14 protein-coding genes are annotated in these 14,790 nt (G+C 50.6%); 6 read left to right on the forward strand and 8 right to left on the reverse strand.

Annotation, left to right across the window (positions count from 1 at the left end; all coding sequences use genetic code 11):
- Window positions 1-20 precede the first annotated feature (20 nt).
- From RIN69_RS11935 to RIN69_RS11945, 3 genes are all read right to left on the reverse strand, one after another.
- Window positions 21-1,028: an NADP-dependent oxidoreductase gene (locus RIN69_RS11935; protein ID WP_313852052.1), complete on the reverse strand. Its 1,008-nt coding sequence runs from the start codon at window positions 1,026-1,028 to the stop codon at window positions 21-23.
- A gap of 109 nt (window positions 1,029-1,137) precedes the next feature.
- Complete coding sequence (locus tag RIN69_RS11940) at window positions 1,138-2,244, reverse strand: NADH:flavin oxidoreductase (RefSeq protein ID WP_313852054.1); 1,107 nt, start codon at window positions 2,242-2,244, stop codon at window positions 1,138-1,140.
- A 72-nt stretch (window positions 2,245-2,316) separates the two neighbouring features.
- Window positions 2,317-3,108: an SDR family NAD(P)-dependent oxidoreductase gene (locus RIN69_RS11945; RefSeq protein ID WP_313852056.1), complete on the reverse strand. Its 792-nt coding sequence runs from the start codon at window positions 3,106-3,108 to the stop codon at window positions 2,317-2,319.
- A 241-nt stretch (window positions 3,109-3,349) separates the two neighbouring features.
- Here RIN69_RS11945 and RIN69_RS11950 point away from each other — a divergent pair, with 241 nt between their 5' ends.
- The gene (locus RIN69_RS11950) at window positions 3,350-3,925 is read left to right on the forward strand and encodes a TetR/AcrR family transcriptional regulator (RefSeq protein ID WP_313852058.1); all 576 of its coding nucleotides are present in this window, start codon (window positions 3,350-3,352) and stop codon (window positions 3,923-3,925) included.
- 92 nt (window positions 3,926-4,017) lie between these two features.
- On the opposite strand, the gene smrA is transcribed toward RIN69_RS11950, so the two are convergent.
- Entirely contained in the window at window positions 4,018-4,581 is a 564-nt protein-coding gene (gene smrA, locus RIN69_RS11955; RefSeq protein ID WP_313852060.1) for a DNA endonuclease SmrA, read from the reverse strand.
- Between the two features lie 397 nt (window positions 4,582-4,978).
- On the opposite strand from smrA, the gene hdeA reads away from it, so the two are divergent.
- Complete coding sequence (hdeA, locus tag RIN69_RS11960; RefSeq protein WP_313852062.1) at window positions 4,979-5,293, forward strand: acid-activated periplasmic chaperone HdeA; 315 nt, start codon at window positions 4,979-4,981, stop codon at window positions 5,291-5,293.
- Between the two features lie 429 nt (window positions 5,294-5,722).
- On the opposite strand, the gene RIN69_RS11965 is transcribed toward hdeA, so the two are convergent.
- Both RIN69_RS11965 and RIN69_RS11970 read right to left on the reverse strand, forming a co-directional pair.
- Window positions 5,723-6,043 (reverse strand): HdeA/HdeB family chaperone, encoded by a 321-nt coding sequence (locus tag RIN69_RS11965; RefSeq protein WP_313852064.1) that lies wholly within the window; start codon window positions 6,041-6,043, stop codon window positions 5,723-5,725.
- Window positions 6,044-6,940: 897 nt separating this feature from the next.
- Window positions 6,941-7,231 carry a hypothetical protein gene (locus tag RIN69_RS11970; protein ID WP_313852066.1) on the reverse strand — a complete coding sequence of 97 codons (291 nt, stop codon included), beginning with the start codon at window positions 7,229-7,231 and terminating at the stop codon, window positions 6,941-6,943.
- Between the two features lie 248 nt (window positions 7,232-7,479).
- Between RIN69_RS11970 and ogt the strand changes: the two genes are divergently transcribed.
- The 4 genes from ogt (at window position 7,480) to RIN69_RS11990 (ending at window position 11,513) form a co-directional block, all read left to right on the forward strand.
- A complete protein-coding gene (gene ogt / locus RIN69_RS11975; RefSeq protein ID WP_313857726.1) occupies window positions 7,480-7,995 on the forward strand; it encodes a methylated-DNA--[protein]-cysteine S-methyltransferase in 516 nt (171 codons plus the stop codon).
- A 295-nt stretch (window positions 7,996-8,290) separates the two neighbouring features.
- Window positions 8,291-9,034: an FNR family transcription factor gene (locus tag RIN69_RS11980; RefSeq protein WP_313852068.1), complete on the forward strand. Its 744-nt coding sequence runs from the start codon at window positions 8,291-8,293 to the stop codon at window positions 9,032-9,034.
- Between the two features lie 127 nt (window positions 9,035-9,161).
- The gene (gene uspE / locus RIN69_RS11985) at window positions 9,162-10,112 is read left to right on the forward strand and encodes a universal stress protein UspE (protein ID WP_313852070.1); all 951 of its coding nucleotides are present in this window, start codon (window positions 9,162-9,164) and stop codon (window positions 10,110-10,112) included.
- 384 nt (window positions 10,113-10,496) lie between these two features.
- The gene (locus RIN69_RS11990) at window positions 10,497-11,513 is read left to right on the forward strand and encodes a hypothetical protein (protein ID WP_313852071.1); all 1,017 of its coding nucleotides are present in this window, start codon (window positions 10,497-10,499) and stop codon (window positions 11,511-11,513) included.
- A 261-nt stretch (window positions 11,514-11,774) separates the two neighbouring features.
- Here RIN69_RS11990 and pntB read toward each other — a convergent pair whose 3' ends face one another.
- Window positions 11,775-13,163 (reverse strand): Re/Si-specific NAD(P)(+) transhydrogenase subunit beta, encoded by a 1,389-nt coding sequence (pntB, locus tag RIN69_RS11995; protein ID WP_313852072.1) that lies wholly within the window; start codon window positions 13,161-13,163, stop codon window positions 11,775-11,777.
- 11 nt (window positions 13,164-13,174) lie between these two features.
- Window positions 13,175-14,707 (reverse strand): Re/Si-specific NAD(P)(+) transhydrogenase subunit alpha, encoded by a 1,533-nt coding sequence (gene pntA / locus RIN69_RS12000; RefSeq protein WP_313857727.1) that lies wholly within the window; start codon window positions 14,705-14,707, stop codon window positions 13,175-13,177.
- Between the last annotated feature and the right edge of the window lie 83 nt (window positions 14,708-14,790).

Raw genomic sequence — 14,790 nt, forward strand, 5'->3', positions numbered from 1 at the left:
CGCCAACAGGTTTTATTGCCTCAGGATTGACAGGGAAACTCAACAACCACTTTTCCTTTCGCATGCCCCCTGGCAAGCCAGGCAAGTGCAGCACGACTGTCGGAAAATGAGAATTTCCGGTCAATCACGGCGGTGATTTGTTTTGCATCAACCAGTGCGGCAATCTTTGCCAGGCGCTCGCCGTCAGGATGGACAAAAAGAAACGAATATCTGACCTGACGGCGAGCGGCCTGCGCGTTGACTTTGCGGCTCATCAGCCAGAACAGCGATTTCAACAGCAAATTCATTTTACGCTGCCGCGCAAACGGTAAATCCGGAGGGCCGACCAGCGAGACCACTTCTCCTCCAGGTTTGACAATATTCAACGCTTTTTCGATACCATCGCCTCGCACGGTGCCGAGCACCATATCGTAGTCGGAAAGTATCGATGCAAAATCCTGTTGCTGATAATCAATGATGTTACTGGCGCCCAGCCCCCTAACCAGCACGCTATTAGCCGCGCTGGTGGTAGTAGCCACCGTGGCCCCCAGATGCACGGCGAGCTGAATCGCCAGAGTACCGATACCGCCTGAGCCAGCCGGGATAAACACCTTCTGCCCGGGTCTCAGCTTTGCCCTTTCAAAAGCCTGCCATGAGGTAAGGCTAACCATGGGAAGCGCAGCGGCCTCTGCGAAGTCGAGACTATCAGGCTTCAGTGCCGCAGCTGATTCCGGAACCGCCACGTATTCAGCCAATGAGCCCTTATCCATATCAAATACGCTGGCATAAACCGCATCACCGACCCGGAAACGGGTGATGTTTTTACCGGTTTCCACCACCACGCCAGCAAGATCACTGCCCAACACTGCCGGAAGCGTAAAATTAAGAATGGGTTTAAAAGTTCCTTTGGGAATCATACAGTCAATCTGGTTAAGGCCTGCGGCGCGTACCTGAACCAGAATCTCATTATCTTTAATCAACGGCCTCGGGATATCGGCGAAATCCAGCTGACCGGATTTGCTGTAACTTTTCAGCACTAGCGCTTTCATCGGTGTCATCCTTTCATGGTGCTCGGTGGCAGTCTGCCAGATATCAGCCAGCAGTATCCGTAAGGCTGACTGATATCTCTCTGTTTTATCAGTTAAACAGGCGCAACAACTAGTTCAGTGAGGCCAGGTCCTCGGCGCGGAAGCCGTGTAAATCTGCTGCCCGACCCGTGCGAACTTTCTGAACCCAGCCCGGGTCAGAGAGCAGCGCACGCCCTACCGCTATCAGGTCAAACTCCTCACGCTCCATGCGGGTGTAGAGGTTATCCAGCGCGGCAGTGCCGGAGCCTTGCCCACCAAAGGCTCCAAAGAAATCCCCGGACAGCCCGACAGAGCCCACGCTGATGGTGGCAGCACCGGTCAGCTTCTTCGCCCAGCCGGCGAAATTCAGACCTTCGTTACCGTCCTGCTCAGGAAACTCCGGCTCCCAGAACCGGCGCTGAGAACAGTGCAGAATATCAACACCGGCCTCAACCAGCGGAGCCAGCCACTCCGTCATTTCCTGAGGCGTATTGGCCAGACGCGCAGCATATTCCTGCTGCTTCCACTGGCTGACGCGCAGTATCAGCGGAAAATCTGCCCCGACGGCGTTACGCACCGCACGGACGATTTCTGCGGCAAAACGTGAGCGCTGTGCGATGGTGCTGCCGCCGAAAGCGTCAGTGCGCTGATTGGTCGCCGCCCAGAAAAACTGATCAATAAGATAACCGTGTGCGCCATGAAGCTCTACGGTGTCAAATCCGAGGCGTTTAGCATCTGCCGCAGCCTGGGCAAACGCCGCGACGGTATCGGCAATGTCCTCTTCGCTCATGGCTACGCCGCGCGCATCACCAGGCCCGACCAGCCCAGAGGGACTTTCTACCGGTGCTTCCGGTTGCCACTCTCCGCCACGGGTGGAGCCGGTATGCCAGATTTGCGGGCCGATTCGGCCACCCGCGCGGTGTACGACATCAGCAACCTGTTTCCAGCCTGCCAGCGACTCTTCACCGTGGAAAAACGGAATGCCCGGCATGTTACGTGATGCAGGACGATCCACCACCGTTCCTTCGGTCAGAATAAGCCCGGCTTCCCCTTCCGCGCGGCGGCGATAGTAATCTGCATTGGCTTCACCTGGCACGCCTGCCGGGGCCATACCCCGAGTCATCGGAGCCATTACGATACGGTTTGCCAGGGTCAGCCCCTTCAGGGTGAAGGGACTAAAAAGAATGTTGTCAGACATAAAAAACTTTCCTCAAAAATCAGACAGAAAATTATCCGCAGCGGCCTCGCTGGCTGGCGCTGCGAAAGGAGTTTACTCGGAACTGTTGCGATAGCGTGGCGCAGGATGCTGCTGGCTAAATCCTGGCAGCATCGCCTGCCGGGATTGCTCATTAACGGTCCACTGATGTTCATCGTAAAGAGGTGGAATTGTAACCGGCTCGCCACGGTCATAACCGACCAGGGCAGCGTCAACCAGCTCGTCAGCGTCCATCACGCCACTCATTGCATTGACATCCACCCCTGAACGCTGCCAGATTTCCGTGCGAGTAGCGGCCGGCAGTACGGCCTGCACGTACACACCTTGCGGCCCCAACTCAATACTCAATCCCTGTGACAAAAATAGAATGAAGGCTTTGGTCGCGCCATAAACCGTCATGCCAAACTCAGGTGCCAGACCGACCACCGAACTAAGATTAATAATGCTGCCCTTTCCCGCCGCCGCAAGGCGCGGTGCCACGGCGTGTGCAAGGGTCAGCGCCGCTGACAGGTTCAGCGCGACCATGCGGTTTATATCAGCCGATGTCTGGCTGATAAAAGAGCCTGACAGGCTCATGCCGGCGTTATTAACCAGAACGCCAATCCGCCGGTCGTCACGCAAACGCTGAGCCACCGCGTCCAGCTCTCCGGCTTGCGTGAGATCAGCCAGAATAATCTCTGCTTCGACGCCGTACTGTGCCTGGAGTTTTTTAGCCAGCGCTTCAAGACGGACAGCATCGCGCGCAACCAGAACCAGGTTGTGTCCACGGCTGGCAAAGCGATCTGCATATATAGCGCCAATACCGGTGGATGCGCCGGTTATCAGAACGGTAACGTTATCAGTCATATTTGTTCCTCAGATGAAAAAAAACGCGGAATGTGTTTTTTAAATGATGCTCGACATCTATAATAAATGTCAATCGACATTTAATTAATCATTGAGTCACTCTGCGCCAGACAACATTTGATGCAATAAGTCCCCGTCGTACCCTCAGATACGGAGCACAGGGGTTCGGCGCTGGATATGTTAAGATCACGTCGCCACGGGCTTTACCGGGCGCCAGTTTTAAATTTATAGGGAGGAGAAAATGGGTCGGGTATCAAAAGAGCAGATGGAGCGCAATCGCGACAACATTATCAAAACTTCTGCGCAGCTGTTCCGTGAACGTGGACTTGATGGCGTCAGCGTTAACGATATTATGGCGGCTGTCGGGCTGACGCACGGCGGGTTCTACGGCCATTTCAGCTCTAAAGATGAGCTTGAGGCGCTGGCCTGCCAGCAGGCGTTCGCCAACACCAGTGCACTGCTTGCACAACGTGATATAAACAGTTTTCAACAGCTGGTTGAATACTATCTTTCGCCCGTGCACAGAGACGATGCAGGCAACGGATGTGCCGTTACCGCACTGGCTTCAGATGTGCTGCGCAAGACGCCAGAAAAACCGGTGCGGGAAGTCTACACATCAGGCGTCAAGAAAATGGCGGCGCGTCTGGCCGCAGTGCCGGATAACGAACCGAGTCATCCGCCTTCCCGTCGTCATCTTGCCCAGCTTGCGCTGATGACCGGCGCGCTGATGCTGGCCAGAGCGACCGAAGGCGATGATATTTCTGAGCAGTTCCTCTCGGCAGCAAAACACTGTTTACTGGATTCGGATCTTAGCTAGTCAGCGATGCTGGCATTACGGTGAACGCCAGAGAAAATATCTCCTGTGGTGATAAAACGGCAGTTAACCCTTATTCATCCCAGTGACGCCTGCTATCGGCTGCGTTTAGCATGCCTTTCGCGGTTATCGTTGCGCGCCTGCTCGGTTTTACGCATGCCGACGTACAGCGCGCCACTGCCGCCATGCTGAGGTTGTGCCACGCAATACGCCTGCACATCGTCCAACTGCTGTAACCAGCGCGCGATATAGCTACGGATAATATTGGCGTGTGCGCGGTCATCGCGCCCTTTACCGTGGATAATCAAAAGATTGCGCAGATTTTCCTTACGCGCTTCCAGCATAAATTTAAACAGCAACTGGCGACAACTCGCTACCGGCTGGCGGAGTAAATTCAGGCTGGCATCCAGCTGATATTTACCCAGCCGCAGCTTATCGACCACCCCCTGCTGAATACCTTCGGCCGTAAACTCCAGCGGCTGACCAAGTGGTATCACATCGATAAAACCCTCGATAAGAAAGTTATCCGGCGTTTCCGGCTGTTGCTGACGCACGGATTTTGTCCCCGGCGTGTGCAGCCAGTGAATCGTGGCACACTCTTTCAGTGGCGTGACATCTTCCATGGCGTGTTTAAACAGATCGTTATCGTCAAGGTTCATCGTCACTCCTCAGCATACGGCGGCGGTAATAAGCTTAAAATGAAAAAAATAGACCTTCTGGCGGGATGCGACAAGCCCTTTTCACCTTCGCAACAGGTAATAGATGTTCCAACGTCCGGCAGGTTGCGGGCAAACTGGATGGCAATCAGATCATGCCAATTGATAAGAAAATCTTAATTGATGGTTAAGCCGGTGATTATAAGGTTTTATTTCACCTGAAATTTACATCTGGCTGAATAATGTTATCCGGGCGCGCGCCCCAACAACCCTCTGATTTATTCAAAAAAGCTAAAACGGCAAGAAATTAATCGGCATTAATTTCAAAAAAAACACACATTTCGAAAATCGTTGTTATAATTAAATTCGAATTCACAAATGTATAAATGAGGATAGTTAAATGAAAAAATTATCAGGAATCATTCTTGTCGGTTCATTATTAATCCCCGCCATTGGATCCGCAGCAACCCACTCAACCCCAGTTAATAAGTGGACTTGTGAAGACTTTCTTGCTCTCGACGCTTCATTCCAGCCAACAGCAGTAGGATTTGCAGAAGCACTGAACAGCAAAGATAAACCTGAAGATGCCGTTCTTGATGTAGACGGTATTGAAACTGTCACTCCTGCTGTAATCCAGGCGTGCACCGCAGATAAGAGCGCCAGCTTCAAAACTAAAGTTGATGATGAGTGGAAAAAAGTCAAAAAACATCTTTAATCAAACAACATCATTAGTCAATTAAAATTTTTTACAGGAGTGATTTGCTATTGTCACTCCTGTCTGTTTTTCCTCTTTTTCATATCATAACTCTATCAATTATTATTATCTGCCTGGTGATTTCATTTACAGCCGCGTGTAATAAATAATTTTTTAAATGCAAAAGGCCCACGATTAATGCCTGTCGTGAGCGATGAAGACTGGATTTATGGATGTAGTGAAAATAACGTGCCGCACTCTTATCTGACTAAAACGCCCTCGCTCATACCACGTCCTTTACAGCCTCTGATAAACAAACTCTTCAGCATATTATGTTTTGGCTGACAATATCTCAGCAAGCTAATGACCACATAAGTACGGCCCCTGTCCGTGGGGCCGTGCATTAAAGGCTTAAACATCGACTAAGCGATAAAACCCGGACTTACACGATTAATGCACCACCAGGTCCTGGAGTTTGTTTCTGAACTCATACACGGGTTTTTCTTTATTTTTTTCACAAAAATCAACAATCTGAGGGACGCTGACGTTAACTTTCTCTTTCAAAGAGACCGTATCACCGCCCTTGTAAGTGGTTTTGTCGCTCAGCATCCAGAAAGCTACCGGAGCCATGGCTTTAGGATTCAGGTTAACAAACTCGTCGCATTTCATATCTTCAGGAGTCCGCTCAGCAGCCTGAACGCTTGTCACTGACAGCAATAATAAACCTACAGCGAATACGATTTTTCCTGACACTGATTTTGTAGCCTTCATACAACACCTCTCTTTTCTGTCATAAAACTACGTTAATAACGGGTTATTCTTCGATTGCTCGTTTTTTAAAATTGAAATTTAACTGATCCCGGATGACCGGTTTATTACGTTAATCTATTTCTCTGCGACGGCGATTTTTCTTCAACTCTTACGGCAGGTTCACGCGGCGCACTTTAGTTCAGAATGCATCGAGGTAAGTATGTTAGTGATTATATTTTACCTGCGAGCCTGATTACGGGATGATAAAAATCATCATCGCTTGATAATTGATAAAGCAATGCCATATTCTTATGAAATTGCGCCGCTGGCAATATTTTACCCACCAGATCTTTACATTCGTTTATAAAACATTGAGGATTTACGCCCGGCATTCGAATCAGGCATTCAACAATATCAACAGACAAGACGCTTTATAGCGATAGATCTCCCGGCTGCCATTGAATTAGAGTATGCTTAAGCCTGCTTACCTGGTTCAGCGTAAATTGCACAAAATCGTCATATCTGCACCCAATAAGCTACACCTGATAAATGACACTCATATTACTTCACACCGTATTAACACTTGAGAGCATTGGGGTTTATCAGCAATAACATTACAGTAATCACTTATGCGTACCCTACCCTCTTTGAATCAGGAATGAATATTAAAACCTGGCGACTGGCAGCTAAACTTAAGATAGTCTCTAATGACATATTTGCAATATTAAATCGCCTGAAAAGAGATAGTAGTCTCAATATGGAGAACAAAAGCCTGAGCTTTACTGTCATATAGCAGTGCCATAAATGGTTAATTTTATTATTAAAGAAGGGAATTTTTGAGCGGGTGTTTTGGCAGGAATATGATAAAAATTATTTATGCAAGGCCACCCTGAGGTGGCCGGAAAAGTATCAGAATAATTAGCGGCGGCGCGTCGCCAGATTGACCGAGGCAGACCAGTTAAAGTCACCCACTTCACTGGCGCTGAGATTTTTTGCCCGGGTTTTACGCGGCGTTTTCGCTGGCGTGGCTTTTTCTTTTGCCAACCGCGCTTTCATTACCAGACGTTTGGCTTCCTTAGTAAACTCCTTCAGTTGCTTCTCACCCGGCGTTTGGCCCGATTTAGCAATCAGAGTTTTAACTTGCTGATCGATAGCGATTTTTTCGTTGTCTGTAAACGCATCAATCGATATTTCCTTTTCATTTTTCATTCTGCTGCTCCGCCAGAAATCACTGTAACAAGTATGGAGGTTGTCCATACGGGGTTGCCAGTCACATCACAGACTGGCAAATCTTTGCACTGTCGCTAACATAACTCTGTTGCCGATCGGTTGCTATGACTTCCGCGACATTTAATCCTTGTCGCAACGACCCGCATGCTGTGAGGAATTTGCAGCATAAATTCACTAACGATGCCCAAGCGGGCAGATCGCCTGGAATGGATAACCGTTCGAAAATCATGATGACATTACTGGAAGACACTATCCCGACCCCACTTGGACAGCTGACCATCATCAGTGATGAACAGCAAAACCTGCGCGCCGTCGAATGGCAAGAGTACCGGGATCGTATGCGGCGCCTGCTGAATATTCATTACGGCACGCAAGGTTTTCGTCTGCGCCAGCTGGAGAACGCGGGTGGCCTCAGCGCTCAACTTACCCGCTATTTTGACGGCGACCTTACCGTGATTCGTCAGCTGGCGGTGGCGACGAATGGCACTGATTTTCAGCGCTCAGTATGGAATATGCTACGTGAGATCCCCTGTGGCAGCGTATTGCGCTATGGCGAAATGGCGGCCATGCTGGGCCGGGCTGGCGCGGCCCGGGCAGTTGGAGCAGCGAATGGCTCTAACCCGATTAGTATCGTCGTGCCCTGCCATCGGGTCATCGGTGCAAACGGCACCCTGACCGGTTATGCCGGCGGAGTACAGCGTAAACAGTGGTTGCTGAAGCATGAAGGTTATTTGCTGCTGTAGCTTATTTGCGGCGCATTTGGACAACAATTGACGCGTGGGTTAACGCTGTCTGACGGGGTAAGCCAACCAGTACAAGCCGCCAGAAACAGACAGAAAGGCAGAGATAAGGACTATCCAGCAGCAACAATGCTGGATAAAACGTCGCGATGTGAAAATAGTCTAGTTTTTTCAACGGGATGTGAATGGATGCTCGCATCCCTAATCTTTATGTGCCCTAAACTGCTCAGATGAGTTTCTTTTTGTAACTCAAGAATGTTAAAATTGACCGCAATCAATTATCGTCAGAGCGTATATTATGATTCCAGAAAAACGCGTTGTTCGTCGAATCCAATCTGGTGGCTGTGCGATTCACTGTCAGGATTGCAGCATCAGCCAGCTTTGTATCCCGTTCACGCTCAATGAACACGAGCTGGATCAGTTAGACAACATCATTGAACGCAAAAAACCCATTCAGAAAAGTCAGACGCTGTTTAAAGCGGGAGATGAACTGAAATCTCTCTACGCCATTCGTTCCGGTACGATCAAAAGCTATACCATTACTGAACAAGGCGATGAGCAAATTACCGGCTTCCATCTTGCCGGAGATTTAGTCGGCTTTGACGCCATCAGTTCTGCCCACCATCCAAGCTTTGCCCAGGCGCTGGAAACTTCCATGGTGTGCGAAATTCCTTTTGAAACTCTTGATGACCTCTCCGGCAAAATGCCCAGCCTGCGTCAACAGATGATGCGTCTGATGAGCGGTGAAATCAAAGGCGATCAGGATATGATCCTGCTGCTGTCAAAGAAAAATGCCGAAGAGCGTCTGGCGGCGTTTATCTGGAACCTGTCGCGTCGTTTTGGCCAGCGCGGCTTCTCACAGCGTGAGTTTCGCCTGACCATGACCCGTGGCGATATCGGTAACTATCTGGGTTTAACCGTTGAAACTATCAGCCGTTTACTCGGCCGTTTCCAGAAAAGCGGAATGCTGGCGGTTAAAGGCAAATATATCACCATTGAGAATCACGACCTGCTTTCAGAGCTTGCCGGTCAGAGTCACTGATTGCTGTAAGCTTACGCCGGATCAATATTTGTTATTTTATTGATCCGGCTACAACTTTTTTGCTTCTTCCCTGCACGCTATTGGGCTATCTTTAATCTGACACCTCGTCGTGTAAGGAGACCCCAGTATGGTTAAGTATCAAAACATCCTTGTAGCGATCGATCCTCAACAGGATGACCAGCCTGCGCTGCGCCGTGCGGTGTATCTCAATCAACAGATTGGCGGCAAAATCAAAGCCTTCCTGCCTATTTATGATTTCTCCTACGAAATGACTACCCTGCTGTCGCCAGACGAACGCACCAATATGCGTAAAGGCGTCATCAGTCAGCGTACCGAATGGATTCGTGAACAGGCTAATGCTTATCTTGAAGCCGGCGTCGACATCGAGATAAAAGTGGTCTGGCATAATCGTCCGTTTGAAGCCATTATCCAGGAAGTGCTGACGAGCAAACACGATCTGGTACTGAAAATGGCCCATCAACACGATCGGCTGGAAGCGGTGATTTTCACCCCAACTGACTGGCATCTGTTACGCAAATGTCCAAGCCCGGTATGGATGGTAAAGGATCAGCCATGGCCTGAGGGAGGTAAAGCGCTGGTAGCGGTCAATTTAGCCAGTGAAGAGCCGCATCACGATTTGCTCAATCAAAAACTGGTAAAAGAAACCCGCGAACTGGCGGATATGGTTAACCACACCGAGGTCCATCTGGTGGGTGCATATCCGGTTACGCCTATTAATATTGCCATCGAACTGCCCGATTTTGATCCCAGCGTGTATAACGACGCAATTCGTGGGCAGCACCTGGTGGCAATGAAAGCCCTGCGGCAAAAATTTGCTATGGATGAAAGATTCACCCACGTCGAAAAAGGGTTACCGGAAGAGGTTATTCCCGATCTGGCTGAACATCTGGATGCCGGTATAGTGGTGCTGGGAACCATCGGGCGCACCGGCATTTCTGCGGCCTTTTTAGGCAACACCGCAGAGCAGGTTATCGACCACTTGCGCTGTGATCTGCTGGTGATTAAACCAGATGGTTTTGCTACCCCAGTCGAACTGGATGATGATGAGGATGATTAAGGCAAAAGCGGCCTGAATCAATCCCTCGGGTAATAAAATCTAAAAACAAAAAACCGGTAAGAGATAAAGTCTCAGCCGGTTTTTTATTACCAGTAAAAATAAACGCTTTATTTATTCTGAAATACCCTTACGGAATGTCCCGATAAATTTTATCCCTTCATCGCCTACTCGCCTCTCTTTACCCTTGATTTATAATCATTTTTTTATGCCAGCAGCGCAATAGTTAAATTATTTGAATATTTATTGGTGCATTCAGCTTAGTGAGACTAATCTTACAAAGGCTGATAAAGGTCAGATGAAATGCAACTCAGTTAAGTGTGCTATCGCACCTTTTCTTTGCTGTTTTATGAAAAGTAAACTTCGGCGATAAATGGAGATATCCTCATGAATGAAAACTCAGCTAACGTGACTGGAAATTACAATGATAATTTAGTTGCACCGGTCAGAGGCACACCATTAAAACGTATTTCCTGGAGCGCCATTTTTGCTGGCGTCATTATTTCAATGGTGGTTTATCTTTTACTGGCGATTCTGGGCACCGCTATCGGTGCCAGTACCATTGATCCCCTGAAAGAGCAAAATCCGCTGGATGGTATAGGGACCGGAGCGGCAATCTGGACCGGCGCCAGTATGCTGATTTCCATCGCTGCCGGTGCATACGCCAGCGGACGCCTTGCACAGCGTGAAGGCGCGCTGCATGGTCTGCTGATGTTTGGCGTTAACACGCTGATCTGCACCTGGTTCCTGATTGTGGTGGTGAATAATACCTTGACCGGCGCTGGCAACATCATCGGTTCAGGCTTACAGACGCTGGGCAGTGGAATTTCAGCCATTGCGCCACCGGCCACCCAGATGGTTAAAGATAAACTGGCAGAAAATAATATTAACCTCGACAGCTTACAAAATGAGCTTGAAACGACTTTACGCCAGAGCGGTAAAGCCGAGTTACAGCCGGAGAATCTGGAAAATAAAGCACAGAATGAAGTGAATAATGCGCAAAATCAGGCATCAGCTACGGCCAATGCGCCGCAAAATGCTGATACCGATCTTGCAGGATTTATTCGTGGGCTGATTGATCGCAATGAAAGTACATTCCAGGCCGCCGACCGTGATGCGCTGAAAAATATTATTAAAGCGCGTACCGGTAAAAGTGACCAGGAAGTTGAGCAGATGGTTGACCAGGCTGAACAAAGTTATCAGCAGGCACGAGCTAAATATGAAGAACTGAAACAGCAAGCTGAGCAAAAAGCGCGTGAAGCCGGTGAGAAAGCCGCCGCCGCCACCGCTAAAGCAAGCTGGTTCGCCTTCTTTATGTTGATTGTTGAAGCCGTACTGGCTGGTGCAATGGGTATGCTGGGTCGCCGCACACAGCCGCATCCATTAGCTCATCATCAGCGTTAGTAGCCGATAGATCTGACGGGCCCACAGACCACTGTGGGCCCGTTTTTTTTGACCTGACAACTTAATGCAGCAACTGCGCACGATTGATAATCCCCTTCCCCTGATTTTTTTCCACCACCGAACCGCTAACCTGATATCAGCAATCACAAAATTCATAAGTTGGGAGATCGACAGAGGATATTTACCGCGGTGAGCATGGCACAATGACCTATTGCTCGGGCAAATATTAGCCCCTCCCAAACCACAAGAGGGGCCAAATTATTACAGCGCTTTCAGAATGGCTTCCACGCTGGCTTTGGCATCACCAAATAACATCTGGGTGTTGTCTTTGAAGAACAGCGGGTTCTGCACCCCGGCGTAGCCGGTATTCATTGAACGCTTAAACACCACCACATTCTGCGCTTTCCACACTTCCAGCACCGGCATTCCGGCGATTGGGCTGCGAGGATCTTCCTGTGCCGCAGGGTTAACGGTGTCATTCGCCCCAATCACCAGTACGGTATCGGTATCTGCGAAATCGTCGTTGATCTCATCCATTTCCAGCACCACGTCATACGGCACGCGCGCTTCAGCCAGCAGCACGTTCATATGGCCCGGCAGACGCCCGGCAACCGGATGAATACCGAAACGCACCTTCACACCGCGAGCGCGCAGCTTCTCGGTGATCTCTGCCACCGGATACTGCGCCTGCGCCACCGCCATACCGTAGCCTGGGGTAATAATCACTGATGAGGAGTTTTTCAGCATTTCTGCCGTCTCTTCCGCACTGATTTCACGATGCTCTCCAGCCTCTTCCGTTTCACCCGTCGAGCTGCTGTCCGTACCGAAGCCACCAGCAATCACGCTGATAAATGAGCGGTTCATCGCCTTACACATAATGTAAGAGAGAATTGCACCGGAGGAACCGACCAGCGCACCGGTCACGATCAGCAGATCGTTGCTCAGCATAAAGCCTGCCGCCGCAGCTGCCCAACCGGAATAAGAGTTAAGCATCGATACCACTACCGGCATATCAGCACCGCCGATAGAAGCCACCAGGTGCCAGCCAAATGCCAGCGCAATAATGGTCATGATCAACAGCGCGAAGACCTGCACGCCGACACTGTCCGAGCGAACAAACATCAGCAGCAGCAGGAACGACACCACCAGCGCCAGCAGATTCAGCTTATGACGATGCGGCAGCATCAGCGGGCGTGATGAGATTTTGCCGCGCAGTTTGCCAAACGCCACAATCGAGCCGGTGAAGGTCACCGCACCGATAAAGATGCCGAGAAACACTTCGGTCAGATGGATATTTTCCATCACCGGCAGCAGGCCAGGCGCATGGTCGATGTAGCTGTTAAAACCAACCAATACCGCAGCAAGACCGACAAAGCTGTGCAGCACCGCCACCAGTTCTGGCATCTCAGTCATCTCGACCTTTTTCGCCAGACGAATACCAATCGTGCCACCAATCACCATTGCGACCAGGATCCAGCCGACATTGCCGCTATCCGGTCCGAGAATGGTGGCAATCAGCGCGATAGCCATACCGCTCATGCCAAAAATATTGCCCCGCTTCGAGGTCTCATGCTTTGACAGCCCGGCAAGGCTGCAAATAAACAGAATTGCGGCAACAATGTATGCTGCAGTCACTAATCCGCCAGACATATTGTTAGTCCTCAGTTCTTACGGAACATTTTCAGCATGCGCTGAGTCACGGTGAAACCACCGAAAATATTGATGCTGGCAATCAGCACCGCCACAAAGGAGAAGAACGTCACCCAGCCGCCGTGACCGATCTGCAACACCGCGCCGACCACGATAATCCCGGAAATCGCATTGGTAACCGACATCAGCGGAGTATGCAACGCATGGCTGACATTCCACACCACGTAATAGCCGACCACACAAGAGAGTGCGAACACGGTAAAGTGCGACAGGAACTCCGGCGGTGCGACATTTGCCAGGCAGGCAAACAGCACGATAGCCAGCGCAATCAGCAGATACTTACGCAGCGGTGAGGCGGGTTTTTCCGGCTCTTTCGCCGCCGTTTTCACTTCAGGCTGCGCGGCTTTTGGCGCGGCTGAAACCTGAATCGGTGGCGCAGGCCAGGTGACTTCGCCGTCACGAATCACCGTCACGCCGCGCACCACCACGTCATCGAAATCAATGGCGATTTCGCCATTTTTCTCTTTGCACAGCAGTTTCAGCAGGTTAACGAGGTTCGTTCCGTACAGCTGCGAAGACTGCGTCGGCAGACGACTTGGCAAATCGGTGTAGCCGATAATCTTCACACCGTTATCGGTGGTGGTCACGGTATCCGCTACCGTCAGCTCACAGTTACCGCCAGTTTGTGCTGCCAGATCGACGATCACACTGCCCGGTTTCATTGAGGCCACCATTTCGCGGGTGATCAATTTCGGTGCCGGACGTCCCGGAATCAGCGCGGTGGTGACAATAATGTCCACTTCCTGCGCCTGTGCGGCAAACAGTTCCATCTCGGCCTTAATAAAGGCTTCTGACATCACTTTGGCATAGCCATCGCCGCTGCCGGCTTCCTCTTCAAAGTCCAGTTCAAGGAACTCGGCGCCCATACTCTGCACCTGCTCCTTCACTTCCGGGCGAGTATCAAAGGCACGAACGATCGCGCCAAGGCTGCCTGCCGCACCAATCGCCGCCAGCCCGGCAACGCCCGCTCCGATCACCATCACTTTGGCCGGCGGTACTTTGCCTGCTGCAGTGATCTGACCGGTAAAGAAACGACCAAACTCATGGGCTGCTTCGACAATTGCACGGTAACCGGCAATATTCGCCATCGAGCTGAGTGCATCAAGAGACTGAGCGCGTGAAATACGCGGCACGGCATCCATCGACATCACGGTAACCTTACGCGCCGCCAGCTTTTCCAGCAGCGCCGGGTTTTGCGCAGGCCAGATAAAGCTCACCAGCGTGCTGCCTTCTCGCGTCAGCGCAATTTCGTCATCGGTTGGCGCATTCACTTTTAGCACGATATCGGACTGCCAGACATTTACCGCATCGGTAATGCTGGCACCTGCGGCCTCAAAAGCCGCATCATCAAAGCTGGCCAGCTTACCCGCGCCGCTTTCGACCGCCACCGTAAAGCCGAGTTTTAACAGCTGCTCGACGGTTTTCGGCGTGGCAGCGACTCGCGCTTCATTGGGCAGCCGCTCTTTCGGTACTCCAATTAACATAGTATTCCCTTTCATCGGTTATCTCCTCGGCCATTAACACCTTAAACGTTAACTGTCCGGGTAGAGTCAGGATGGTTTGTATT

The organism is Winslowiella toletana (assembly GCF_032164335.1).
Classification (GTDB): domain Bacteria; phylum Pseudomonadota; class Gammaproteobacteria; order Enterobacterales; family Enterobacteriaceae; genus Erwinia; species Erwinia toletana_A.

Coding starts and splice junctions, on each gene's coding strand:
- RIN69_RS11935 (WP_313852052.1), bottom strand. CDS start 1,028: ATGAAAGCGCTAGTGCTGAAAAGTTACAGCAAATCCGGTCAGCTGGAT.
- RIN69_RS11940 (WP_313852054.1), bottom strand. CDS start 2,244: ATGTCTGACAACATTCTTTTTAGTCCCTTCACCCTGAAGGGGCTGACC.
- RIN69_RS11945 (WP_313852056.1), bottom strand. CDS start 3,108: ATGACTGATAACGTTACCGTTCTGATAACCGGCGCATCCACCGGTATT.
- RIN69_RS11950 (WP_313852058.1), top strand. CDS start 3,350: ATGGGTCGGGTATCAAAAGAGCAGATGGAGCGCAATCGCGACAACATT.
- smrA (WP_313852060.1), bottom strand. CDS start 4,581: ATGAACCTTGACGATAACGATCTGTTTAAACACGCCATGGAAGATGTC.
- hdeA (WP_313852062.1), top strand. CDS start 4,979: ATGAAAAAATTATCAGGAATCATTCTTGTCGGTTCATTATTAATCCCC.
- RIN69_RS11965 (WP_313852064.1), bottom strand. CDS start 6,043: ATGAAGGCTACAAAATCAGTGTCAGGAAAAATCGTATTCGCTGTAGGT.
- RIN69_RS11970 (WP_313852066.1), bottom strand. CDS start 7,231: ATGAAAAATGAAAAGGAAATATCGATTGATGCGTTTACAGACAACGAA.
- ogt (WP_313857726.1), top strand. CDS start 7,480: ATGATGACATTACTGGAAGACACTATCCCGACCCCACTTGGACAGCTG.
- RIN69_RS11980 (WP_313852068.1), top strand. CDS start 8,291: ATGATTCCAGAAAAACGCGTTGTTCGTCGAATCCAATCTGGTGGCTGT.
- uspE (WP_313852070.1), top strand. CDS start 9,162: ATGGTTAAGTATCAAAACATCCTTGTAGCGATCGATCCTCAACAGGAT.
- RIN69_RS11990 (WP_313852071.1), top strand. CDS start 10,497: ATGAATGAAAACTCAGCTAACGTGACTGGAAATTACAATGATAATTTA.
- pntB (WP_313852072.1), bottom strand. CDS start 13,163: ATGTCTGGCGGATTAGTGACTGCAGCATACATTGTTGCCGCAATTCTG.
- pntA (WP_313857727.1), bottom strand. CDS start 14,707: ATGTTAATTGGAGTACCGAAAGAGCGGCTGCCCAATGAAGCGCGAGTC.